This is a genomic window from Pantoea sp. SGAir0418 (genome assembly GCF_043529865.1).
This window is the reverse complement of the sequence record NZ_CP027911.1, coordinates 2,827,578-2,851,986: the sequence shown is the minus strand read 5'-3', so window position 1 is coordinate 2,851,986 and position 24,409 is coordinate 2,827,578. Positions and strand designations below refer to the sequence as shown.

Below are 24,409 nucleotides of genomic sequence, written 5' to 3'. Positions count from 1 at the left end.
GCGGCGTGATTTGTGCGGAATGCGCCAGCGCTTTCACCCTTTTGCGATTTCCTCTGCGCTAAGCGCAGCAAATATGGCAAAGCAGCTAAACTTAACTCAGCATCCGCAGCGGAAAGGAGAACAAAATGAATAATGTGGCGCAGGAGTATCGTGCAACGGTAGCAGCATTAACCCAGCGGCTGGAGCGTGGCGAGCGTGATGTCGACGCACTGGTCGCCGAGGCGCGTAGTGCGCTGCTGCAGAAACAGACGCTGACCACCGCCGAAGTCGACGAGGTCATGCGCGCGGTGCGGCGCGATTTGCACGAGTTCGCGCTCAGCTATCAGGAATCCAGCGAAGCGCTCGGCGATTCAGTGTTTCTGCGGGTGATTCGTGAAAGCCTGTGGAAAGAGCTGGCCGATATCACCGATAAGAGCCAGCTGGAGTGGCGTGAAGTGTTTCATGATCTGCGGCATCACGGCGTGTATCAGAGCGGCGAAGTGGTGGGGCTGGGTAACCTGGTGTGTGAAAAGTGCGGCTTTACCCGGGCGATTTACACCCCGGAGAGCCTGACGCGCTGCCCGGAATGCGGCCACGATCAGTTCCAGCGTCAGCCGTTTGAGCCCTGAATTATCACCGTGCTATGAAGCAAAAAAAGTATTGCTGCTGAAGGCGTGCGGACTGTCAGAAGGGAACCTGAACACGCCCGGATCGGCAAAACCCGCATCCCTGCGTGCCTCGACACGCGGCATCCCTGCCGCGTGACGTCCGGCTTAGTTCAGGATCCCTTCTGCCGTAAAAAACAGGTGCGGCGGTATGCGCGCATTTAGTTACCGCGATGATGAAGCTTAATGGTGCGCATCACAGCAGCAATATATCGATTTTGGTGAAGGGCAGGAGGGGCAAGATAAGCCCTGACGCTGGCGGTCCGTGGACCGCCAGAATGGTGAGTATCAGTGCAGGATCTTCGCGAGGAAGTCTTTGGCGCGGTCGGACTGCGGATTGCTGAAGAAGTCATCCTTGTTGGTATCTTCAACGATCTTCCCTTCGTCCATAAAGATGACACGATTCGCCACTTTGCGTGCAAAGCCCATCTCGTGCGTCACCACCATCATCGTCATGCCTTCGTTGGCTAATTCCACCATGACGTCCAGCACTTCGTTGATCATCTCCGGATCCAGTGCGGAAGTCGGTTCATCGAACAGCATGGCGATAGGATCCATGCACAGCGCACGGGCGATGGCGACGCGCTGCTGCTGACCGCCAGACAGCTGACCAGGGAATTTCTCCGCATGCGCCGCCAGACCCACGCGCTTCAGCAGGGCAAGGCCCTTGTCGCGCGCGGCAGTTTTGTCGCGCTTCAGCACTTTCACCTGCGCCAGCACCAGGTTATCAATGATGCTGAGATGCGGGAACAGTTCGAAGTGCTGGAACACCATGCCCACTTTGCTGCGCAGTTGGGCGAGATTGGTTTTTTTGTTGTTCACCTCGGTACCGTTCACCTGAATGCTGCCCTGCTGCACAGGCTCCAGCCCGTTCACCGTTTTAATCAGCGTCGATTTACCCGAGCCGGACGGTCCGCAGACCACCACTACCTCACCTTTCTTCACTTCGGTGGAGCAGTCGGTCAGCACCTGAAAGTGCCCATACCACTTAGAAACATTTTTCAGGCTAATCATTTAAACCGTCCTTTTTCTTTTCAGATAACTTACCAACAGCGAAGCGCTCAGGCTGATCACAAAGTAGACCAGACCGGCAAACAGAACCATTTCTACCTGGGTACCGTCACGTTCACCGATGGTGGACGCGGTGCGGAAGAAGTCCGCCAGGCTTAACACATACACCAGCGAGGTGTCCTGGAACAGCACGATGCCCTGCGTCAGCAGCAGCGGCACCATGGCGCGGAACGCCTGCGGCAGGATGATCAGCTTCATCGACTGCCACTGCGTCATACCCAGCGCCAGCGCCGCGTTGGACTGACCGCGCGAGATGCTCTGGATACCGGCGCGGATAATCTCCGAATAGTAAGCGGCTTCAAACAGCGCAAACGCCACCATGGCGGAGATCAGGCGGATATCGGTTTTTGGCGACAGCCCAAGCACCTGCTGCAGGAAGCTGGGAACCACCAGATAGAACCACAGCAGCACCATCACCAGCGGTACCGAGCGGAACAGGTTCACGTACAGTTTGGCGAACCAGCGGATCGGGGCGAACGCGGACAAACGCATCACCGCCAGAATGGTGCCCCAGATAATGCCAAACACCACCGCCACCGCCGTGATTTTCAGCGTAATGATCATGCCGTTCAGCAGATAGGGCAGGCTGGGCGGAATCGAACTCCAGTCAAAATCGTACATTATTTGCCTCCCAGGTTGCCGGGCAGGCGGATTTTGCGTTCTACCAGACTCATAATCAGCATGATCACCAGGTTAATACCGACGTAGGCCAGGGTGATAGCGGTGAAAGATTCATAGGCATGCGCCGAGTAATCCAGCAGCTTGCCCGCCTGCGCCGCCAGGTCGACCAGACCGATGGTAGAGGCGATGGCGGAGTTCTTCACCAGGTTAAGCATTTCCGAGGTCATCGGCGGCACAATCACGCGGTAGGCGTTAGGCAGCAGCACGTAGCGGTAGGTCTGCGGCAGCGTCAGGCCCATCGCCAGACCGGCGTTTTTCTGGCCGCGCGGCAGCGACTGAATCGCGGCGCGCACCTGCTCACACACGCGTGCGGCGGTGAACAGACCGAGACAGATGGTTGAAGAGAGGAAAAACTGGATGTTCGGGTCCAGTTCAGCCTTAAACCACATGCCGAGCTTCTCCCCGACCAGTTCTGGCGCCACCAGATACCAGAAGAAGAACTGCACGATCAGCGGGATATTACGAAAAAGCTCCACGTAGCAGGTGCCAATGGTGGACAACCAGCGATTAGGCACGGTACGCAGAATGCCAAAGAAGGAACCTACCAGGAAGGCGATAATCCAGGCGCAGCAGGAGACCGCGACGGTCACCTGAAATCCGGACCACAGCCAGCCGAGGTAAGTCGTATTGCCGAACGGAGCCTGCTGTAAAAAGATGCCCCAGTTCCAATCGATACCCATAACGAGCTCCGGTAAAAAAAGGGTAGCGAGGCTACCCATAAGATTGTTGAGCGGTGTCTTGTGTCCTGCTTCAGGGGAACGGCCTGTTACAGTCTGTCTGTCCGCACCGCGTGTTCAGCAATCGAGAGGGCAGCAGTGCCGCCCTTGTTTTCATTGTTAATTCAGAGTGCTTTGTCGTTCGGTGCTTTAAACAGCGCCTGCATGTCAGAAGACAGCTCGAAGTTCAGGTTCAGGTTCTTCGGCGGAATTGGCTGTTTGAACCAGGTATCGAACCATTTGGTGGCTTCACCCGATGTCTGCGCTTTGGCGATGGTGTCATCCATCAGCTGTTTAAACGGCGCATCGTCTTTACGCAGCATGCAGCCGTAGGCTTCTTTGGACTGCGGCGTGCCAGTGATTTCCCAGTTATCCGGTTTCTTCGCCTTGGCACGTTCACCGGCCAGCAGCGCGTCATCCATCATGAAGGCCACTGCGCGACCGGTTTCCAGCGTGCGGAACGAGTCACCGTGATCTTTCGCGCTGATGATGCGCATATCCATTTTCTTCTCGTCATTCAGCTTGCGCAGCAGAATCTCAGAGGTGGTGCCCGAGGTGACGACCACGGTTTTGCCTTTCAGATCGGCGAAATCTTTAATGTCGCCACCTTTTTTCACCAGTAGACGCGTACCGATGATGAAGATGGTGTCAGAGAACGCCGCCTGCTGCTGACGTTCTACGTTATTGGTGGTCGAGCCACACTCGAAATCGTAGGTGCCGTTCTGCAGCAGCGGAATACGGTTTTGTGAGGTGATCGGCAGCATTTTGACCTGCAGATCCGGCTTATTCAGTTTCGCTTTGATGGCGGCAACAATGGCGTTGGAGTAGTCCTGCGAATAGCCCACCACTTTCTGCTGGTTGTCGTAGTAAGAAAAGGGAACGGATGACTCACGGTGCCCCACGACAATCACGCCACTATCATTGATTTTTTTCAGGGTGCCGGTGAGATCTTCCGCCTGGGCCGCGCCCGCTGCTGCGCCCAACAGCAGAAGCGATAATGCCACTTTGCGAATCTGCATGTTCCTACTCCTTCGTGTGAATGTTGCGCAGAACATAAACTGCGCAGATTGTGATGTTGTGTGTATTTCCTGCTGCTTTTTTAATTATCCCTTAGCGCAACTGCGCGCAGGATAGTGATTAACATAGCGAATTGTTAACGTAATGAAACAAAAAAGTTTGTTTTTTGCGAGCCGCTCCGCACCAATAAGAGGCAAAAAACAGCCTCTGCGCCAATTAAGTGCGCTTCGGTGCCAGATAATGGTGCGCAAACAGGGCATTACGCTGACAAATCACGGATGTTGCTAAAACCACTGAAATAATTAGCAATGATCGTGCCAGTACGCGGAGAGCGGGTAAAAAGGCAGCAGAAAGTGGCGGTGACTGAGGATAAAGGGAGCGGAAAACTGCGCAGAAAAAAGGCGAAGCCTGCGCTTCGCCTGGTGAGAGAAGGCGGGATATCAGGCGCGGCGGCGTAAAATCGCCAGCACGATGCCGGCCAGCGTCAGCAGCCATACCGGCCAGATACCGACGCGTGCATACGGCGTTTCCCCGCTGGCAGGCGTGACTGTTGCGCTCAGCACTTCGCGGGTGAACTGCGGGATGATGTTCTCCACGTCTCCCTGCGCATTCACCACTGCGGTAACACCGTTGTTCGTTGAGCGCAGCAGCGGGCGACCCAGCTCCAGCGCACGCATGCGTGCCATCTGGAAATGCTGCCACGGACCAATCGAATGACCGAACCAGGCATCGTTCGATACCGTCAGCAGGAAGTTGGTGTCCGGACGGAAGTTGGCGCGCACCTGTTCGCCCAGCACGATCTCATAGCAAATGGCGCTGGTGAGGTTGTAACCCGCCACTTTCAGCTGCGGCTGCAGGTAGGCGCCTCGGCTGAACGAGGACATCGGCAGGTCGAAGAACGGAGCCAGCGGACGCAGCAGACCTTCCAGCGGCACAAACTCGCCAAACGGCACCAGATGGTTTTTCTGGTAGCGGTTGCGGCTCTGATAGCTGTAAGGCTGCGCGCCGCCCAGCACAATTACCGAGTTGTAATCGTGATAGCGGTTATCGCTCTCCACGCGCGAATCAACAATGCCGGTGATCAGCGTGCTGCCGCGCGCGCGCAGTTCGTCATCCAGCGCATGCAGAAACGGCTGCTGATTACTCTCCAGATCGGTAATTGCCGACTCCGGCCAGATGATGATTGGCGCTTTGCCGATAAACGGCTTGCTGTATGCGGTATAGACGCGCAGCGTGGTCAGCAGCTGCTGCGGATCCCACTTCATCGACTGCGGAATATTGCCCTGCACCATCGCCACATTGACGCTGCGCTGCGGCAGCGGCTGATACCACTGCAGCATCCGCAGTGGCCACGGCAGCAGCAGCAGCGCGACGGCGATAATCAGGTTTTTCACGCTGCGGTGGTAGCAGGCCGAGGCCAGCAGGCCGGCAATCACCATCAGCAGGAAGGTGATGGTTTCCACGCCAGCCAGTGGTGCCAGGCCTTTCAGCGGCCCATCGATCTGGCTGTAGCCAAACTGCAGCCACGGAAAGCCGGTCAGCACCCAGCCGCGCAGAAACTCGGTGACCTGCCACAGCGCCGGTGCCGCCAGCGCCATGCGCCACAGCGTGGCCCGTGGCCAGAAGCGGTTCAGCAGCAGGGCAAACAGCAGCGGGTAGAGCGCCAGATAGGCGGCCAGCAGCACCACCAGGAACACATTGACCGGGCCGGGCATGCCGCCAAACGTCGCAATGCTGACGTACACCCAGTTGATGCCGCTGCCGAACAGGCCAAAGCCCCAGGCAAAACCGATGCCTGCCGCCTGCGCGCTGCGGCGATCCAGCAACAGCAGCTGCAAACCGGCCAGAGAGAGCAGGGCGGCGGGCCAGAAATCATACGGGGAAAAGGAAAGGGTGCCCGCGGCACCCAGAATTAACGCCAGCAGCAGGCGAACCCGCTGCTGCGAGTAGAGAGAGGCTAATGCCATAAAATTATTCGTCTTCCAGTTGCGGTTGCGGAGAGTCTTCCGGAATTTTCACATGCACCTGGATGATACGGCGGCTGTCAGCCATCGCAACTTTGAATTGGTAACCCTCAATGTCGATGCTTTCACCGCGCGCCGGCAGATGGCCGAATCCCTGCATCACCAGACCGCCAATGGTATCGACTTCGTCATCGCTGAAATCGCTACCAAATACCTCATTGAAATCCTCAATCGGCGTCAGCGCACGCACCGTATAGGTGTGGCGATTGAGCTGGCGGATATCGCGATCTTCTTCGTCGTCATATTCGTCTTCAATTTCGCCGACGATCAGCTCCAGGATATCTTCGATGGTCACCAGTCCGGAGACACCACCGAACTCATCAATGACGATCGCCATATGATAGCGCTGCGAGCGGAACTCTTTGAGCATGCGATCGACGCGCTTGCTCTCAGGCACCACCACGACCGGGCGCAGCACTTTTTCCATGCTGAATGGCTCGGCGCTGCTGCTCATAAACGGCAGCAGATCTTTCGCCATCAGAATGCCTTCAACATGGTCTTTATCTTCGCTGATTACCGGGAAGCGCGAGTGGGCAGATTCAATAATCACTGCCAGGCACTCTTCAAGGCTCTGGTTGCGCTTCAGGGTAATCATCTGCGAGCGCGGGATCATAATGTCGCGCACGCGCTGTTCGGCAATATCCAGCACCCCTTCCAGCATGTCGCGGGTGTCCTGGTCGATCAGCTCTTTTTGCTCAGAATCGCGGATCAGCCCCAGCAGTTCGTCACGGTTTTTGGGTTCGCCGTGGAAAAGCTGATTGATTAACAGGGAGAAAAAACCCTTTTTACTACTGGGTGCGTCGTTGTTTTGAGAATGGTCGTCGCTCATGGCGTTTTTATTTAGTTCTCTCGAATGAGGGAAAGGAACTGCCGGCATCCTCGCCAGCAGCGCAATGTCCTGAACCGGCGGTTCAGGCGTCTTCTTTTTCCGAAATGTACGGATCGGGATAGCCAAGAGCAAGCATTATCTCGGTCTCGAGCGCTTCCATCTCTTCAGCTTCCTCGTCTTCAATATGGTCATAACCCAGCAGATGCAGCGTGCCGTGAACCACCATGTGTGCCCAGTGCGCTTCAGGGCTTTTGCCCTGCTCGGCCGCTTCCTGCTCAACAACCTGACGACAAATAATCAGGTCGCCCAGCAGCGGCAGCTCAATGCCCGGCGGAGCTTCAAACGGGAACGACAGCACGTTAGTCGGCTTATCTTTGCCGCGATAAGTCAGATTAAGCTCATGACTCTCCGCTTCATCGACCAGCCGTATCGTGACTTCGCTCTCAGGCTGAAACGGCGTGACCGCCGCCTCCAGCCAGCGCTGAAACGCCGCTTCTGCGGGCAGGCCGTTTTCATCGGCACACGCTAACTGCAAATCTAAAATCACCGTGCTCATGAAGGCTCCTGCGGCGTCGGCTGGCTGGCAGGTTGTGCCGCCTGTGCTTCACGCTTACGCTCTTCCGCCAGTTTATCACGGCGTTTCTGGTCCGCTTCTTCCCAGGCTTCATAAGCATTAACAATGCGTGCGACCACCGGATGACGCACCACGTCTTCGCTGTGGAAAAAGTTGAAGCTGATCTCTTCCACATTGGCCAGCACTTCGATGGCGTGGCGCAGACCGGATTTGGTGCTGCGCGGCAGGTCAATCTGCGTCACGTCACCGGTAATCACCGCTTTGGAGTTGAAGCCGATACGCGTCAGGAACATCTTCATCTGTTCGATGGTGGTGTTCTGGCTCTCATCGAGAATCACGAATGCGTCGTTCAGCGTACGGCCGCGCATGTAGGCCAGCGGCGCGACTTCAATCACGTTGCGCTCCATCAGCTTCTCGACGCGCTCGAAGCCCAGCATTTCAAACAGGGCGTCATACAGCGGACGCAGGTAAGGATCGACTTTCTGACTGAGATCGCCGGGCAGGAAGCCGAGCTTTTCGCCGGCTTCGACCGCCGGACGCGTCAGCAGAATACGGCGAATCTCCTGCCGCTCCAGCGCATCCACCGCGGCGGCGACCGCCAGATAGGTTTTCCCGGTCCCGGCCGGCCCAATGCCGAAGGTGATGTCGTGATCGAGAATATTGGCGATGTACTGCGCCTGGTTTGGCGTACGCGGTTTAATCACGCCGCGCTTGGTCTTGATGTTTACCGCTTTACCGTACTCCGGCACGCTATCGGCCGTCTGTTCCAGCACGCGACTCTCTTTGATCGCCAGATGGATCTGATCCGGTTCAATGTCCGGGATCTGGCCGCGCACCGGCGCGGTATCAACGTACAGCGAACGCAGAATATTGGCGGCCGCCTCGACACTCAGCGCGCGGCCGACCAGCTTAAACAGGTTGTCGCGGCGATTAATCTCAATGCCCAGACGGCGCTCCAGCTGTTTAACGTTGTCATCAAACGGACCGCACAGGCTCATCAGTCGACGATTGTCTGCCGGTTCAAGGGCGATTTCACGAGTTTCGATATTCAAATGAATCCTTTGGGTCACTCAGGGCCAGTTGAAAGAAATAGCAGATACCGCACGCCAGGCGTCAGCATCTTTACGGAATTATTTATGGGGTCGCGCCCGGGCGCAAGCTTCAGGGGAGATATTTGGGCGGCAGCTGCGGAAAGCAAGGGCTGCGGGATGAAACAGGCGACAGCGCGTTGTGCGCTGTCGCTCAGTAATCGCGGTCTCAAGGTTGATACAGGCCCACGCCGATCTCATCCTCTTTACGCGTACGCGCAATCACCGATGCCGGACTCTCCGCGACGCGCAGGCCCATCTCCTCTTCGGTGCGAACCACTACGCCACGCAGCGAATTGGTATAAACATCGACGATTTCAACATCAACAAATTTACCGATCATGCGCACGTCGCCTTCAAAGTTGACCACGCGGTTGTTTTCGGTACGGCCGGTCAGCTCCATCACATTCTTACGTGAGGTGCCTTCCACCAGAATACGCTGAACGGTACCAAGCATGCGGCGGCTCCATGCCATCGCCTGCTGATTGATGCGATCCTGCAAAATGTACAAACGCTGCTTCTTCTCCTCTTCCGGCACGTCGTCCGGCAGATCGGCCGCTGGCGTACCCGGACGCGCCGAATAGATAAAGCTGAAGCTGGTGTCGAAATTAACTTCGCCGATCAGCTTCATGGTCTGCTCGAAATCCTGCTGGGTTTCGCCCGGGAAGCCAATGATGAAATCTGAACTGATCTGGATATCCGGGCGCGCGGCCACCAGCTTGCGGATAATCGCTTTGTACTCCAGCGCAGTGTGCGCTCGCTTCATCAGCGTCAGAATACGATCGGCACCGCTCTGCACTGGCAGGTGCAGGAAGCTCACCAGCTCCGGCGTATCACGATAAACGTCAATGATGTCGTCGGTGAACTCAATCGGATGGCTGGTGGTGAAACGAATCCGGTCAATCCCGTCAATCGCGGCCACCAGACGCAGCAGCTCGGCAAAGGTACAAATCTGGTCGTCAAAGGTCGCGCCGCGATAAGCGTTGACGTTCTGCCCCAGCAGATTCACTTCACGCACGCCCTGCGCTGCGAGCTGGGCAACTTCCAGCAGGATGTCATCGCAGGGACGGCTCACTTCCTCGCCGCGCGTATAAGGCACCACGCAGAAAGTGCAATATTTATTGCAGCCTTCCATGATCGAGACAAAAGCCGTCGGACCTTCAGCGCGCGGCTCCGGCAGGCGATCAAACTTTTCGATTTCCGGGAACGAGACGTCAACAATCGGACTCTTGCTGCCGCGCACCTGATTAATCATCTCCGGCAGACGATGCAGCGTCTGCGGGCCAAAAACGATGTCCACGCACTGCGCGCGCTGGCGAATTTTATCGCCCTCCTGCGAAGCCACACAGCCGCCCACGCCAATAATCAGCTCAGGATTCTTCGCCTTCAGCTTCTTCCAGCGTCCCAGCAAGTGAAACACTTTTTCCTGCGCCTTCTCACGGATGGAGCAGGTATTCAGCAGCAGAACGTCTGCGTCTTCGGCTTCCTCCGTCAGGGTATAGCCGTGCGTGCTGTTCAGTAGGTCAGCCATCTTCGATGAATCATATTCGTTCATCTGACAGCCCCAGGTTTTGATATGCAGTTTTTTGGTCATTGAACTAGCCATTGATTCTGAGCAGAGAAGTGCAGGGCGCGTATTGTAATGCTTTGGCGCGGGTGTGACCAGCATGCCCGTCATACTTCGCACGCCAGGTGCGTTGGCTGCGCGCGGCTCCCCCGGTCACTTACTGATGTAAGCTCCCGGGATGATCCTTGCTTGCCGCCTTCCCGGCATACGAATTATTTAGGGCATGATGCCCGGTTATATTTCACACGCCAGGTGCGTTGGCTGCGCGCGGCTCTCCCGGTCACTTACTGATGTAAGCTCCCGGGATGATCCTTGCTTGCCGCTTTCCCGGCGCACGAATTATTTTGGGCATGATGCCCGGTTATATTTCACGCGACAGGTGCGTTAAACATGCACGGCTGAAGCACAAGATTAGCAGGGCTTTTCTGCTGGTGCGGTAAATTTCCGGTACACTTTGCCACATAGAGTGCTGCCGCAAGGCGTCACGGCAATCAGAAGGATAAGAGTCGATGCAGGATTCACAGTTTGATGTGGTGGTAGTGGGCGGCGGCATGGTCGGTGCCGCGCTGGCCTGTGGTCTGGCGCAGCAGCAGTTTCGCGTGGCGGTGATTGAACGTGCCGAGCCGGCCGCGTTTGACGCCAGCCTGGCGCCGGATATACGCATCTCCGCCATTGGTGCGTCATCGGTGGCGCTGCTGCGCCAGCTCAATGTCTGGCCGCGTGTCCAGGCGATGCGCAGCGCGCCCTACCGCAAGCTGGAAACCTGGGAGTGGCAAAGCGCGCACGTCACCTTTGACGCGGCTGCACTGGGCATTCCCGAGCTGGGCTATATGGTGGAAAACAGCGTGCTGCAGCGCGCGCTGTGGGAGCAGATGCAGCAGGATGGCGTAACGCTACTGTGTCCGGCCTCACTGCAGGCGCTGCAAGCGCACAGCGGCGGCTGGCAGCTGCAGCTGGATGACGGGAGCACGCTGGATAGCCAGTTGGTGGTGGGGGCCGATGGTGCTAATTCGCGCGTGCGCCAGCTGGCGGGTATCGGCGTGCGCGGCTGGAACTATGCGCAATCCTGCATGCTAATCAGCGTTGAGTGTGAACACGAGGCCGGCGATGCCACCTGGCAGCAATTTACGCCGGATGGACCGCGCGCGTTTCTGCCGCTGTTCGAACGCCACGCTTCGCTGGTGTGGTACGACGCGCCGGCGCGGATCCGTCAGCTGCAAAATCTGCCGCTCAGCCAGCTGGCCAAAGAAATACAGGCCAACTTCCCGGCGCGCGTCGGCCGCTTCCAGGTGAAGAACGCGGCGTCGTTCCCGCTGGTGCGCCGCCATGCCACGCGCTACGTGCTGCCGGGCCTGGCGCTGGTCGGTGATGCTGCACACACCATCAATCCGCTGGCCGGGCAGGGGGTTAATCTCGGCTACCGCGATGTGGATGCGCTGATTGATACGCTGGTGGACGCGCGCAGCCAGGCGCAGCGCTGGTCATCGCTGCCGGTTCTGCAGCGTTATCACCGTCAGCGCTACAAAGATAATTTGCTGATGCAGGGCGGTATGGATCTGTTCTACTTCGCCTTTAGCAACGCGCTGCCGCCGCTGCGTGTGGTGCGTAACCTTGGACTGATTGCGGCAGAGAATGCTGGCGTGCTCAAGCGTCAGGTGCTGCGTTACGCGCTGGGGTTGTAAACTCACCGGGCGCCGCAATCGTGGCGGCGCCATCTGTTGTATAAGGCGTGAAATTCAGGAACGACAAAAACAACAAAGCCCGCAAAAGCGGGCCTGTTGTGCAATTTGGCTGGGGTGCAGGGATTCGAACCCCGGAATGCCGGAATCAGAATCCGGTGCCTTACCGCTTGGCGACACCCCAATAGGTGTTTGGTCAAATTGTCTTTGTATGGCTGGGGTGCAGGGATTCGAACCCCGGAATGGTGGAATCAGAATCCACTGCCTTACCGCTTGGCGACACCCCAATTTGTTTGGTGGCTACGACGGGAATCGAACCTGTGACCCCATCATTATGAGTGATGTGCTCTAACCGACTGAGCTACGTAGCCAGATTGTACTGCTTTACTGCACCCGATGATGGCTGGGATACCTGGATTCGAACCAGGGAATGCCGGTATCAAAAACCGGTGCCTTACCGCTTGGCGATATCCCATTCGTCGACTCGTATCCACGAGAGTGCATCGGATTGGCTGGGGTACCTGGATTCGAACCAGGGAATGCCGGTATCAAAAACCGGTGCCTTACCGCTTGGCGATACCCCATCCGGCTGCCGAAGACTGAAATGGTGCGGGAGGCGAGACTTGAACTCGCACACCTTGCGGCGCCAGAACCTAAATCTGGTGCGTCTACCAATTTCGCCACTCCCGCAAAAAGATGGTGGCTACGACGGGAATCGAACCTGTGACCCCATCATTATGAGTGATGTGCTCTAACCAACTGAGCTACGTAGCCATCTTTTTTCGCGTTACCTTCATCGGCGTTGCGGGGCGCATTATGCGTATTGAGCTTTGTAGCGTCAACAAATTTTTTGCCGTTTTTTGCCTTAACGCGCCTGTTTGTCTGGCTTGTAACCAGGCTGATGATTTATTCGGCAATTTTCGATCGTATCCGCGTCAGATGCAAGAAAAGGGGGCCACAATGGGCCCCTTATACGCATAAAGAAAATGCTTATTTGTACGCTGACTGATGCACGCCTACCGCACGACCAGACGGATCGTCCATCGATTTAAACGCTTCATCCCACTCAATGGCTTTCGCCGACGAACAGGCCACGGATGGACCGCCCGGCACGCACTCTGCCGCGCTTGGCAGTGGGAACAGCTCCTCAAAGATCTCGCGGTACAGATACGCTTCTTTCGAGGTTGGCGTGTTGTGCGGGAAGCGGAAATGCGCGGTCGCCAGCTGCTGCTCGCTAATCTGCTTCGCCGCCACTTCTTTCAGCGTGTCAATCCAGCTGTAGCCTACGCCATCGGAGAACTGCTCTTTCTGACGCCATGCCACGCTCTCCGGCAGGTAAGAGGAGAAGCATTCACGCAGAATGTGTTTTTCCATCTTGCCGTTGCTGCCGCACATTTTGTCTTCCGGGTTGATGCGCATCGCGACATCAAGGAATTTCTTATCAAGGAATGGCACACGTGCTTCCACGCCCCAGGCCGACATCGCTTTGTTAGCGCGCGCGCAGTCAAACATGTGCAGCGCCAGCAGTTTACGCACGTTTTCTTCGTGGAACTCCTGAGCGTTCGGTGCCTTGTGGAAGTAGAGGTAACCGCCAAACACTTCATCCGCCCCTTCACCTGACAGCACCATTTTGATGCCCATCGCTTTGATTTTACGCGACATCAGATACATCGGTGTCGACGCGCGAATGGTGGTCACATCGTAGGTTTCGATGTGGTAAATCACATCGCGGATCGCATCCAGACCTTCCTGCACGGTGAAGTGAATTTCATGATGCACGGTACCGAGGTGATCGGCCACCGCCTGCGCCGCTTTCAGATCCGGCGATCCTTCCAGACCGACGGCAAAGGAGTGCAGCTGCGGCCACCACGCATCGCTCTTGTCCTGATCTTCCACGCGTTTGGCGGCAAAGCGCTTAGTTACCGCAGAGATGATGGAAGAGTCGAGTCCGCCGGACAGCAGCACGCCGTACGGTACGTCTGACATCAGGTGACTCTTCACTGACTCTTCCAGCGCGTGCTTCAGGCCAGCGGCATCGGTGGTGTTTTGCGCCACGGCAGCAAAATCCATCCAGTCACGCTGCCAGTAACGACGGATTTCGCCATCGGTGCTGGAGAGGTAGCTTCCCGGCGGGAATTCTTTGATGCTGCGGCACACCGGCACCAGCGCTTTCATTTCAGAAGCAACATACAGGTTGCCGTGCTCATCGTTGCCCATATAGAGCGGAATGATACCGATGTGATCGCGGCCAATCAGATACTGCTGTTTGACGCTGTCCCACAGAATGAAGGCGAACATGCCCTGAAGATCGTCGAGGAAGTCGAGGCCTTTTTCCTGATACAGCGCGAGGATGACTTCGCAGTCTGAACCGGTCTGGAAGGCGTAGCGATCGCTCAGTTCCGCGCGCAGCGCCTGGTGGTTATAAATTTCGCCGTTTACAGCCAGTACGTGGGTGTGATCCGCGTTGTACAGCGGCTGGGCGCCGTTGTTCACGTCAACGATGGACAGGCGCTCGTGCACCAGAATGGCTTTCTCATCAGCGAAGACACCTGACCAGTCCGGGCCGCGGTGACGCATCAGACGCGAACATTCCAGCGCTTTCTTGCGCAGTTCAACAGGATCGGTCTTCAGATCCAGCACACCAAAAATCGAACACATAACTGACTCCTGATCTCACCCTGTGGCGATGTTATTGACTTGTTTGTCCGGCAGCCTGCGCTGCGTGATGTATAAGAAAATGCGCTAATTGATGGTGGTAACGCAAGCGAAATCACCAAATACTGATAAAAAGATTGTTGTTGTGAAGTAATGTTGAATTTTATTCAATAAAATAACTATTAAATTAGATGTCATCTAATGAATCATCAAAAGTGATGGTTTTGTGCGCAACCGATGAGGCCGCGTCAGCGGCTGAATCACAGTGGTATGCCAGACAGATAAAAAAGCCCTGCACACCGTAACGGCGAGCAGGGCCATAAGCAGACAGCATGACGCTAATCAGAACAGGTCGATATCAGCCACGGAAGGGTAGATCCAGTCCGGACGGAACGGCATGGCGTCGATATCGCTCAGCGTAGAGACGCCGGACAGCACCAGAATGGTTTCCAGACCGGCCTGGAAGCCAGCCAGAATATCGGTGCGCAGGTTATCGCCCACAATCACCGTCTCTTCTGAATGCGCATGCATTTTATTCAGTGCGGCGCGCATGATGTAAGGGCTGGGCTTACCGACATAAAACGGTTTGCGGCCGGAAATGGTTTCGATACCGGCACAGAGCGCGCCACAGGCCGGCACAAAGCCGCGTGCGTGGGTATCAGGATTGGTCGCGATAAAACGTGCACCGTTGGCCACAAAGAAGGCGGCTTTATGCATCATCTCCCAGTTAAACGATCGCGTCTCGCCGACGATGACGAAATCCGGGTTGACGTCAGTGATGGTAAAACCGGCTTTATACAGTTCATGAATCAGCGCGCCTTCACCAATCACGTAGGCTTTTTTGCCCTCCTGACGACGCAGGAAATCCGCGGTGGCCATGGCGGAGGTGTAAAACACCGAATCCGGGATGTCGACCCCGGCGTTGGCAAAGCGGTTGGCCAGATCCTGCGCAGTTTGTGACGGATAGTTGGTCAGTACCACCAGCGGCATCTCTTTTTCCAGAATGCGCTGCAGGAATTCGTTTGCGCCTTTCACGGCGGTATTGTCGTGCATCAACACGCCGTCGATGTCACAGATTACGCTTTTGATGGTCATAGATGGCTTCCGGTCGGGCCTGCCAGCCGGCAGGCTTTCTATTATTCTTCCAGCAGGTGCTGCAGCAGAATGCCATTCAGCATAGCGCGTTTTGCCAGCGCGAAAGCGCCAATTGCCGAACGATGGTCAAGCTCTGACCGCACCACGGGCAGATTTTTGCGAAACGCGTTCAACGCCTGGGTGTTAATGCAGCCCTCAATCGCCGGGAACAGCACTTTATCGGCATCGGTAATTTCGCCGGCCAGCACTACTTTTTGCGGGTTAAACAGGTTAATGGCGATAGCGATCGCTTTGCCGAGATAGCGGCCAACGTATTCGATCACTTCGCAGGCCAGCGCGTCGCCCTGATTGGCGGCGCGGCAGATTTGCGGCATCTGGCAATCATCCAGCGTCAGGCTGCTGGGATAACCCTGGTTGAGCAGGTGGCGCACGCGGTTCTCAATCGCGCCGTTGGCGGCGATGGTTTCGAGGCAGCCAAAGTTGCCACAGTGGCAGCGTTCGCCGAGCGGATCGACCTGAATGTGGCCAATCTCACCTACGTTGCCATTGCTGCCGAGAAAAATGTGGCCGTTCGCGATGATGCCGGCGCCGGTTCCGCGATGTAAACGCACCAGAATGGAGTCTGCACAGTCGCGGCTTGCACCGAAATAGTGCTCAGCCAGCGCCAGGCTGCGGATATCGTGCCCGACAAAACTGGTGACGTTAAAGCGTTTTTTCAGGCTGGCGACCAGCGGCCAGTGGCTGACAGCGATGTGCGGCATATAGCGAATGATGCCGTTAATCGGGTCGACCAGGCCTGGCAGGATAACTGCAATGGCGATCAGCTCATGAATTTTACGCTGGTGCGCGCTCATAAAGGCACTGATGGCGTTGAACAGCGCGTTTTCCAGCGTCTCCTGCGTGCGCTCCGGCAGCGGATAATCTTCCTGCGCCAGCGATTTTCCGCTGAGATCGAACAGCGTCAGCGTGGCGTCATTGCGCCCCAGCCGTACGCCGATAGTGTGAAAATGGCGTGTTTCAGTGATGATGGAGATGGCGCGGCGCCCACCGGTGGAGGCCTGTTGCTCCACCTCTTTGATGAGGCCGCGTTCGATAAGCTGACGGGTAATTTTGGTGACGCTGGCGGGCGCAAGCTGGCTGAGTTCGGCAATCTGAATACGCGAAATCGGCCCCTGTTGATCAATCAGCCGGTAAACAGCTGCACTGTTAAGTTGTTTGACAAGATCGACATTTCCTATTTGAGTCTGGCCGCCAGTGGTCATTCAGTACTTACTCGCTGAGGACGTTGTCTCCGTTGACGAACGTCTTAGTGATTTGATAATCGCGGGTAAAGACAGTGAGGTTGGCGACTTTTCCTGCTTCCACCGTACCAAACTGCTTTTCCACACCCATTGCCCTTGCCGGATACAGGGTCGCCATGCGCAGCGCTTCGTCCAGCGCGATACCACAATGTTCCACGCTATTCTGCACCGCTTCAATCATCGTCAGCGCAGATCCGCTCAGGGTACCGTTCTCATCTACGCACAGGCCGTCGCGATAGTATATTGTTTTACTTGCAAAAATGAATTGATCAATCGACGCACCGGCTGGCGCGGTGGCATCGGTCACCAGCACCAGTTTGTCGCCTTTGATTCGTTTTGCATTGCGCACGTTAGCGTAATTGACATGTAAACCGTCTGCAATAATGCCGCAGTATACATCAGGCGAATCAAACAGCGCACCGATAAGACCTGGCTCACGACCGCTAAAGGCGCTCATGGCGTTATACAGGTGGGTGGCAAAGGTGACGCCCGCGCTGATGCCCGCTTTGGCTTCGGCATAGGTAGCATTGGAGTGACCGGACGACACAATAATTCCGGCGTCACGCAGCTGGCGAATCACTGCGCTGCCCGCATTTTCCGGTGCCAGCGTAACTTTGGTGATGACGTCAGCGTTGGCGCACAGGAAATCCACCAGCTCCGCATCCGGCAGACGAATCAGCTGCGGATTGTGAGTGCCTTTCTTCTCTTTATTCAGCCACGGACCTTCCAGATGCAGGCCCAGCGCCTGATTCTGATGCTTCGCCAGGTAAGCGCGCATGGTTTCAATCGCGCGCTTCATCAGTTCATCACTGCTGGTAATCAGCGTCGGTAAATAGCTGGTGCAGCCGGATTTTTCATTGGCACGCTGCATGATCTCCAGCGTTTCCACGCTCAGGGCATTGATGTCATCGTTGAACTGCACGCCGCCGCAGCCGTTGAGCTGCAGGTCGATAAATCCGGGAGCGATGAACGCACCAGCCACATCCTGTTGTGGAATCGCGGCGTCCAGCGCATCGCGCGGGCAGACACGCTCAATCAGGCCATTGGCAATCACCACGGCGTGATTGTCCAGAACTTCATGACCGGTAAAAATCCGGCCGTTAACTAATGCGTACATCATCTCTTCTCCCGGCTGAACCTGCTGCGCTTAACAGCAGGCTTTCTACAACGTGTTGTTACACACCCTTCATATTTTCCGCTTCCATTTCGCGGAAATATTTCACGGTTTTCACTTTCAGTTCCATGGTGGCTGGCTCATCACACACCACCACCGCTTTCGGGTGCAGCTGCAGGCAGCTGATGGTCCACATGTGGTTGACGTTACCTTCTACCGCCGCCTGCAGCGCCTGGGCTTTGACGTGGCCGGTCACCAGAATCATCACTTCTTCCGCATCCAGCAGCGTGCCGACGCCCACGGTCAGGGCATATTTAGGCACCTGATCAACATCGCCGTCGAAGAAACGCGAGTTCGCCACACGGGTGTCGTGCGTCAGGGTTTTAATGCGGGTGCGGGAAGAGAGCGAAGAAGCCGGCTCGTTGAACGCAATGTGGCCATCGTTGCCGACGCCGCCCATAAACAGGTGGATTTTACCCAGTGCGCGGATCTTCTCTTCGTATTGGCGACATTCTGCGTCAATATCTTCGGCATTGCCATTCAGAAGATTGATATTTTCTGGTTGAATATCAACGTGATCGAAAAAGTTACGGTACATAAAGCTGTGATAGCTTTCCGGATGCTCTTTCGGCAGACCGACATACTCATCCATATTGAAGGTGATCACGTGTTTGAAACTAACCTGGCCCGCTTTATGCATCTCGATCAGGTGCTTGTAGGCTTCCAGCGGCGTACCGCCGGTTGGCAGTCCCAGCACAAAGGGACGGTCTGCGCTGGGTTTAAAGGCATTGATGCGATTAACGATATGGCGTGCAGCCCATTTACCCACCTGGGTCGGTGTGGCCAAAGGGATCAGTCTCATGTCTTCACCTCAGTTAAGATTGGAAAGTTAGGGTCGCGTTTACTGCTGCAGCTGGCTGCTTATAGGGTAACCCGTTTGCGCGCTCGCGGCGTTGGAAAAGTGCGACCTGATATTTTTCATCATAAAATAAGTTTGTGGTGGTGGCTAGCATTTCGCAGTGAAAAACGTCCACTTTGGTGATTAAAGTCACAGTTACACTGGTTTTAATTTGCGAGGCGAATTAATTTATCTTTACACTGCGCCTCGTGGTGAAGTGTGTCATCAAGGTACCGGGTGCCGGGATAATAAAATCAACCCGCATCACGGCAAAACGCCAGTCTCATAGGGGGAGAATAAGGTGAGTATTTTAGGATATCTGCAAAAGGTCGGCCGCGCGCTTATGGTGCCGGTAGCGACCCTGCCGGCAGCGGCAATCCTGATGGGGGTAGGTTACTGGATCGATCCGGACAGCTGGGGCGCAGGCAATGCGCTGGCAGCACTGCTGATCAAATCGGGTTCTGCCATCATCGACAATATGTCCGTGCTGTTCGCCATCGGTGTGGCTTACGGCATGTCAAAAGATAAAGACGGTGCAGCGGCATTAACCGGCTTTGTAGGTTTCCTCGTGGTTACGACCCTGTGTTCACCCGCCGCGGTGGCCATGATTCAGAAAATGCCGGTGGAGCAGGTGCCTGCCGCCTTCGGTAAAATCAATAACCAGTTTGTCGGCATCCTGGTGGGCATTCTCTCGGCAGAAGTTTATAACCGCTTCAGCCACGTTGAGCTGCCTAAGGCGCTGTCGTTCTTCAGCGGTCGCCGTCTGGTGCCGATCCTGGTCTCCTTCCTGATGATTGTGGTCGCCTTTATCCTGATGTACGTCTGGCCGATCATTTTCGGCGGTCTGGTGAGCTTTGGTGAGCACATCCAGAAACTGGGCTCGGTCGGTGCGGGCGTGTACGCCTTCTTTAACCGTCTGCTGATTCCGGTTGGCCTGCACCACGCGCTGAACTCGGTGTTCTGGTTCGACGTGGCAGGCATCAACGACATTCCGAAATTCCTGGGCGGCGCGCAGTCTATCGCCAACGGTACCGGCATCCCGGGTATCACCGGTCGCTATCAGGCGGGCTTCTTCCCGATCATGATGTTCGGTCTGCCGGGTGCGGCGCTGGCAATCTATCACTGCTCACGTCCGGAAAACCGCGCTAAAGTCGGTGGTATCATGCTGGCAGCGGCATTCGCCGCCTTCTTCACCGGCATCACCGAGCCACTGGAATTCTCCTTCATGTTTGTGGCACCGGTGCTGTATGTCATCCACGCCGTGCTGACCGGTATTTCGGTCTTCATCGCTGCCAGCATGCACTGGATTGCCGGTTTCGGTTTCAGTGCCGGTCTGGTGGACATGGTGCTGTCGACGCGTAACCCGCTGGCGGTACACTGGTGGATGCTGATCCCGCAGGGTCTGGTGTTCTTCGTCATCTACTATGTGGTGTTCCGCTTCACCATTCAGAAATTCAACCTGCTGACGCCGGGCCGCGAGCTGGCTGCCGGTGATGAGACAGACGGCTACGACGTCAACGTTGATCACAGCAGCAACGGTGAGAGCGAAACCGAATCACTGGCGCGTCGCTATATCGGTGCGATAGGCGGTTCTGACAACCTGACCAACATCGACGCCTGCATCACCCGTCTGCGTCTGAATGTGAAAGACTCTGCGCAGGTGAATGAGAGTGTAGCTAAACGCCTCGGTGCTTCTGGCGTGATCCGCCTTAACAAGCAGAGCGTGCAGATCATTGTTGGTACGCAAGCCGAAAGCATTGCGACCGCGATGAAAACCGTACTGAGCAAAGGTCCGGTGGCCGGTGCAGCGGCACCTGCTGCGGCAACCACCGCTGCGCCTGCTGCTGCTCAGCCCCAGGCCGTGCGCAACAGCGAGAAAAAGGTGATTGCAACACTGCTGGCACCGGTCAGTGGCGAAGTGGTCGCGCTGGAAAACGTGCCGGATGAAGCTTTCGCCAGCAAAGCGGTAGGCGATGGCCTGGCGATCAAACCGAGCGATAAAACTGTCGTCGCGCCGGTAGCGGGCACCGTGGTGAAAATCTTCAACACCAACCATGCATTCTGCCTTGAAGCCGAAAATGGCGTCGAGATTGTCGTGCATATGGGTCTCGATACCGTCGCGCTGGAAGGTAAAGGGTTTACCCGTCTGGTGGAAGAGGGCGCAACCGTCACAGCGGGCCAGCCGATCCTCGAAATGGATCTGGACTTCCTCAACGCCAATGCGCGTTCGATGATCAGCCCGGTGGTGGTCAGCAACAGCGATGATTTTGCTGGTCTGAATCTGCTGGCAGGCGGTACCGTGGTGGCAGGTGTTACCCCGCTGTACGAAGTCAAAAATTAACACGTTTTGATCGTCACTGAAGGCAGGAAGCAATTCCTGCCTTTTTTGTTTTAAAACGACCAACAAACGGTTGTTTCCCTTCAGCGCTTTGTGGATCATACTCCGTTACTTCGTGGTACAAATCACCCGCTATTGTTTTGAGGATTTTGAGATGAGTGAGGCTGAAGCCCGCCCAACGAACTTTATTCGTCAGATCATCGACGAAGATTTGGCGAGCGGTAAGCACAACAGTGTGCATACCCGTTTCCCGCCTGAGCCCAATGGTTACCTGCATATTGGCCATGCAAAATCGATCTGCCTGAACTTTGGTATCGCACAAGATTATCAGGGGCAGTGCAACCTGCGTTTCGACGACACCAATCCGGTCAAAGAGGATATGGAGTTCGTTGAATCGATCAAGAATGATGTGCAATGGCTGGGCTTTGAGTGGAGCGGCAACATTCGTTACTCCTCTGACTACTTTGACCAACTGTTCAACTACGCGGTTGAGCTGGTCAACAAAGGCCTGGCCTACGTTGACGAGCTGTCGCCAGAGCAGATCCGTGAATACCGCGGCACGCTAACCGCGCCGGGCAAAAACAGCCCGTATCGCGATCGCAGCGTGGAAGAGAACCTGGCGCTGTTCCAGAAGATGCGTGATGGCGGCTTCGAAGAGGGCAAAGCCTGCCTGCGTGCCAAAATCGACATGGCATCCAGCTTTATTGTGATGCGCGATCCGGTGCTGTACCGCATTAAATTTGCCGAACACCACCAGACTGGCAACAAGTGGTGCATCTATCCGATGTACGACTTTACCCACTGCATCTCCGATGCGCTGGAAGGCATCACCCATTCCCTGTGTACGCTGGAGTTCCAGGACAACCGTCGTCTCTACGACTGGGTGCTGGATCACATCACTATTCCGGTGCATCCGCGTCAGTACGAGTTTTCGCGCCTGAATCTGGAATATGCGGTGATGTCGAAGCGTAAGCTGACACAGCTGGTGAGCGAGAAGATTGTTGAAGGCTGGGACGATCCGCGCATGCTGACCGTATCCGGTCTGCGCCGTCGTGGCTATAGCGCGGCGTCAATCCGCGAATTCTGTCGCCGTATCGGTGTGACCAAGCAGGACAACATTGTTGAGATGGCGTCGCTGGAGTCGTGCATTCGTGACGACCTCAACGAGAACGCGCCGCGCGCCATGGCGGTGCTGGATCCGCTGAAAGTGGTGATCGAGAACCTGCCGGCCGGGCATGAAGAAATCATCAGCATGCCGAACCATCCGAACAAGCCGGAGATGGGCACGCGTGAGGTGCCGTTCAGCCGTGAGGTGTGGATCGATCGCGCCGACTTCCGTGAAGAGGCCAACAAGCAGTACAAACGTCTGGTGCTGGGTAAAGAAGTTCGTCTGCGCAACGCTTATGTCATTCGTGCCGAGCGCGTGGCGAAAGATGAAGCCGGCAACATTACCTGCATCTACGCTACCTGCGATGTCGACACCCTGAGCAAAGATCCGGCCGATGGCCGCAAGGTGAAAGGCGTTATCCATTGGGTGTCGGCGATTCACGCGCTGCCTGCCGAATTCCGTCTGTACGATCGTCTGTTCAGCGTGCCAAACCCGGGCGCGGCCGAGGATTTCCTCACCACCATCAACCCGAACTCGCTGGAGATCAAACAGGGCTTCGTTGAGCCGGGTCTGCGTGCCGCCAGTGCGCTGGCACCGTATCAGTTTGAGCGCGAAGGTTACTTCTGCGCTGACAGCGTGTACTCGCAGCCGTCGAAACTGGTGTTCAACCGCACCGTGGGTCTGCGTGATACCTGGGCAAAAATCGGCGAATAATTTTACTGCTTGATAGCACGATATGATCAGCAAAGGGCGAGCAATCGCCCTTTTTTATTGCCCGTTATCTGCAAACGGGAATCGATTATGCTGAACCAGACAAAAAACAGTAATCGCGCGCGATTACGACTAATCTGACTTTAATAAAATTAACTAATTTACCCGTGTGAAATCATTATTTTCAGGTAGGCTATGCGCTCTTAAATGTTGCTGTGCGGGTTAGCGAAGGAAGAAAAATGACAAGTCTCGCTCTGGAAGCCAAACATAGCGTGGTGGTTTTACATCAGCTTATCGAACGTATTTTTAATCAGGCCGAAGGCAGCGATGACAGTATGGACCTGCTGCTGTCGCACTTTCATCCCGACTTCAAAATGGTGACGCCGCAAGGCAAACAGCTCGATCTCAATGACACTGAAACCCTGTTTCGCAAACTGCACGGGCAGCGGGAAGGGATGCGAATCGCCACCAGTGAGCATGCCATCATTTCCCAGCAGCAGCAGGAAGTGACCATTCAGTATCACGAACTGCAAATGCTTAACGGCAATAACCAGACCCGCATTTCGCTGGCGGTGCTGGACTGCAGCACGCCTGTTCCGCGCTGGCGCTATTTGCAGGAAACGCTGGTCGCCTGAACGCAGCCATAAAAAAACCGGTGCCTGGCACCGGTTTTTTTATACTGCATAGCATATTCAATTACTGATCGTGGAGCGTCTCGTCTTCGCGGCAGTCTCCCAGCGCACAGTGGCCGTACAGATACAGGCTGTGGTTGCTGAGTTTGATACCGTGGCGTGTTGCAATCTCACGCTGACGCGTTTCGATAGATTCATCGCTAAACTCGATCACTTTGCCGCAGTCGAGGCAAATCAGGTGATCATGGTGATGCTGCTGGGTCAGTTCGAACACGGATTTCCCGCCTTCGAAGTTATGACGCGTCACGATGCCGGCGTCGTCAAACTGGTTCAGAACACGGTATACCGTCGCCAGACCAATCTCTTCGCCCATGTCGATCAGGCGTTTGTACAAATCTTCCGCACTGACATGATGGGACTCGGGTCCGGGTCCCTGAAGCACTTCCAGAATCTTCAGTCTGGGCAGCGTGACTTTCAGGCCAGCCTTTTTCAATGCGGAGTTGTTGTCAGTCATGCGGATATTGTCCTGTTACTTTGCTAGTCACTTACGGCGCAAAGGCCTTGAATGTGTGGTCAACGCGCATTCTCATTTGCGTCTCATTATAGAGCTCAGCCTGCGAAATGAAAACCGGCTGCGGCGGACAATTCCCCGGATGCTGTAAGGAGA

At 55.9% G+C, this 24,409-nt stretch carries 20 protein-coding genes and 7 tRNA genes; 5 read left to right on the top strand and 22 right to left on the bottom strand.

Annotation, left to right across the window (positions count from 1 at the left end; all coding sequences use genetic code 11):
• Positions 1-125: 125 nt before the first annotated feature.
• The gene (locus C1N84_RS13305) at positions 126-608 is read left to right on the top strand and encodes a zinc ribbon-containing protein (RefSeq protein WP_264441521.1); all 483 of its coding nucleotides are present in this window, start codon (positions 126-128) and stop codon (positions 606-608) included.
• A 324-nt stretch (positions 609-932) separates the two neighbouring features.
• Here C1N84_RS13305 and C1N84_RS13300 read toward each other — a convergent pair whose 3' ends face one another.
• From C1N84_RS13300 to miaB, 9 genes are all read right to left on the bottom strand, one after another.
• Positions 933-1,658, bottom strand: coding sequence for an amino acid ABC transporter ATP-binding protein (locus tag C1N84_RS13300; RefSeq protein ID WP_058757895.1), 726 nt, complete (start codon positions 1,656-1,658; stop codon positions 933-935).
• A complete protein-coding gene (gene gltK, locus C1N84_RS13295; protein ID WP_021508575.1) occupies positions 1,659-2,336 on the bottom strand; it encodes a glutamate/aspartate ABC transporter permease GltK in 678 nt (225 codons plus the stop codon). It abuts the gene before it with no gap.
• Positions 2,336-3,076, bottom strand: a complete 741-nt coding sequence (locus C1N84_RS13290) for an amino acid ABC transporter permease (RefSeq protein ID WP_021508574.1) — start codon at positions 3,074-3,076, stop codon at positions 2,336-2,338. The genes gltK and C1N84_RS13290 overlap by 1 nt, the downstream gene beginning before the upstream one ends.
• Before the next feature lie 161 nt (positions 3,077-3,237).
• Positions 3,238-4,131 (bottom strand): glutamate/aspartate ABC transporter substrate-binding protein, encoded by an 894-nt coding sequence (locus tag C1N84_RS13285; RefSeq protein WP_021508573.1) that lies wholly within the window; start codon positions 4,129-4,131, stop codon positions 3,238-3,240.
• 438 nt (positions 4,132-4,569) lie between these two features.
• Positions 4,570-6,096 carry an apolipoprotein N-acyltransferase gene (lnt, locus tag C1N84_RS13280; protein WP_264441520.1) on the bottom strand — a complete coding sequence of 509 codons (1,527 nt, stop codon included), beginning with the start codon at positions 6,094-6,096 and terminating at the stop codon, positions 4,570-4,572.
• Between the two features lie 4 nt (positions 6,097-6,100).
• Positions 6,101-6,982, bottom strand: a complete 882-nt coding sequence (gene corC, locus C1N84_RS13275) for a CNNM family magnesium/cobalt transport protein CorC (protein WP_021508571.1) — start codon at positions 6,980-6,982, stop codon at positions 6,101-6,103.
• Between the two features lie 82 nt (positions 6,983-7,064).
• Positions 7,065-7,538 (bottom strand): rRNA maturation RNase YbeY, encoded by a 474-nt coding sequence (gene ybeY, locus C1N84_RS13270; RefSeq protein WP_010616134.1) that lies wholly within the window; start codon positions 7,536-7,538, stop codon positions 7,065-7,067.
• Entirely contained in the window at positions 7,535-8,608 is a 1,074-nt protein-coding gene (locus tag C1N84_RS13265; RefSeq protein WP_058769440.1) for a PhoH family protein, read from the bottom strand. The genes ybeY and C1N84_RS13265 overlap by 4 nt, the downstream gene beginning before the upstream one ends.
• Before the next feature lie 205 nt (positions 8,609-8,813).
• Positions 8,814-10,238 (bottom strand): tRNA (N6-isopentenyl adenosine(37)-C2)-methylthiotransferase MiaB, encoded by a 1,425-nt coding sequence (gene miaB / locus C1N84_RS13260; protein ID WP_021508568.1) that lies wholly within the window; start codon positions 10,236-10,238, stop codon positions 8,814-8,816.
• Positions 10,239-10,720: 482 nt separating this feature from the next.
• Between miaB and ubiF the strand changes: the two genes are divergently transcribed.
• Positions 10,721-11,893 carry a 3-demethoxyubiquinol 3-hydroxylase gene (ubiF, locus tag C1N84_RS13255; protein ID WP_394541637.1) on the top strand — a complete coding sequence of 391 codons (1,173 nt, stop codon included), beginning with the start codon at positions 10,721-10,723 and terminating at the stop codon, positions 11,891-11,893.
• 106 nt (positions 11,894-11,999) lie between these two features.
• Here the strand turns inward: ubiF and C1N84_RS13250 are convergent.
• From C1N84_RS13250 to nagB, 12 genes are all read right to left on the bottom strand, one after another.
• A tRNA-Gln gene (locus C1N84_RS13250) sits at positions 12,000-12,074 on the bottom strand.
• Positions 12,075-12,102: 28 nt separating this feature from the next.
• Positions 12,103-12,177, bottom strand: a tRNA-Gln gene (locus C1N84_RS13245).
• A gap of 7 nt (positions 12,178-12,184) precedes the next feature.
• A tRNA-Met gene (locus C1N84_RS13240) sits at positions 12,185-12,261 on the bottom strand.
• 29 nt (positions 12,262-12,290) lie between these two features.
• Positions 12,291-12,365: transfer RNA gene (locus C1N84_RS13235), tRNA-Gln, on the bottom strand.
• Positions 12,366-12,399: 34 nt separating this feature from the next.
• A tRNA-Gln gene (locus C1N84_RS13230) sits at positions 12,400-12,474 on the bottom strand.
• 21 nt (positions 12,475-12,495) lie between these two features.
• Positions 12,496-12,580: transfer RNA gene (locus tag C1N84_RS13225), tRNA-Leu, on the bottom strand.
• A gap of 7 nt (positions 12,581-12,587) precedes the next feature.
• Positions 12,588-12,664, bottom strand: a tRNA-Met gene (locus C1N84_RS13220).
• A 216-nt stretch (positions 12,665-12,880) separates the two neighbouring features.
• Positions 12,881-14,548: an asparagine synthase B gene (gene asnB, locus C1N84_RS13215; protein ID WP_021508566.1), complete on the bottom strand. Its 1,668-nt coding sequence runs from the start codon at positions 14,546-14,548 to the stop codon at positions 12,881-12,883.
• A gap of 339 nt (positions 14,549-14,887) precedes the next feature.
• Complete coding sequence (locus tag C1N84_RS13210; protein ID WP_021508565.1) at positions 14,888-15,640, bottom strand: HAD-IIA family hydrolase; 753 nt, start codon at positions 15,638-15,640, stop codon at positions 14,888-14,890.
• A 41-nt stretch (positions 15,641-15,681) separates the two neighbouring features.
• Complete coding sequence (locus C1N84_RS13205; protein ID WP_021508564.1) at positions 15,682-16,902, bottom strand: DNA-binding transcriptional regulator NagC; 1,221 nt, start codon at positions 16,900-16,902, stop codon at positions 15,682-15,684.
• 7 nt (positions 16,903-16,909) lie between these two features.
• Complete coding sequence (gene nagA / locus C1N84_RS13200) at positions 16,910-18,058, bottom strand: N-acetylglucosamine-6-phosphate deacetylase (RefSeq protein WP_264443738.1); 1,149 nt, start codon at positions 18,056-18,058, stop codon at positions 16,910-16,912.
• 58 nt (positions 18,059-18,116) lie between these two features.
• Positions 18,117-18,917, bottom strand: coding sequence for a glucosamine-6-phosphate deaminase (nagB, locus tag C1N84_RS13195; RefSeq protein ID WP_031279884.1), 801 nt, complete (start codon positions 18,915-18,917; stop codon positions 18,117-18,119).
• A gap of 343 nt (positions 18,918-19,260) precedes the next feature.
• Between nagB and nagE the strand changes: the two genes are divergently transcribed.
• The 3 genes from nagE to C1N84_RS13180 all read left to right on the top strand — a co-directional run bounded on the left by nagE (position 19,261) and on the right by C1N84_RS13180 (position 23,745).
• Positions 19,261-21,294, top strand: coding sequence for an N-acetylglucosamine-specific PTS transporter subunit IIBC (gene nagE / locus C1N84_RS13190; RefSeq protein ID WP_031279883.1), 2,034 nt, complete (start codon positions 19,261-19,263; stop codon positions 21,292-21,294).
• A 151-nt stretch (positions 21,295-21,445) separates the two neighbouring features.
• Entirely contained in the window at positions 21,446-23,113 is a 1,668-nt protein-coding gene (glnS, locus tag C1N84_RS13185; protein ID WP_264441518.1) for a glutamine--tRNA ligase, read from the top strand.
• A gap of 236 nt (positions 23,114-23,349) precedes the next feature.
• Positions 23,350-23,745, top strand: a complete 396-nt coding sequence (locus C1N84_RS13180; protein ID WP_021508559.1) for a hypothetical protein — start codon at positions 23,350-23,352, stop codon at positions 23,743-23,745.
• Positions 23,746-23,806: 61 nt separating this feature from the next.
• Here C1N84_RS13180 and fur read toward each other — a convergent pair whose 3' ends face one another.
• Positions 23,807-24,256, bottom strand: a complete 450-nt coding sequence (gene fur / locus C1N84_RS13175; RefSeq protein WP_021508558.1) for a ferric iron uptake transcriptional regulator — start codon at positions 24,254-24,256, stop codon at positions 23,807-23,809.
• Positions 24,257-24,409: the final 153 nt, after the last annotated feature.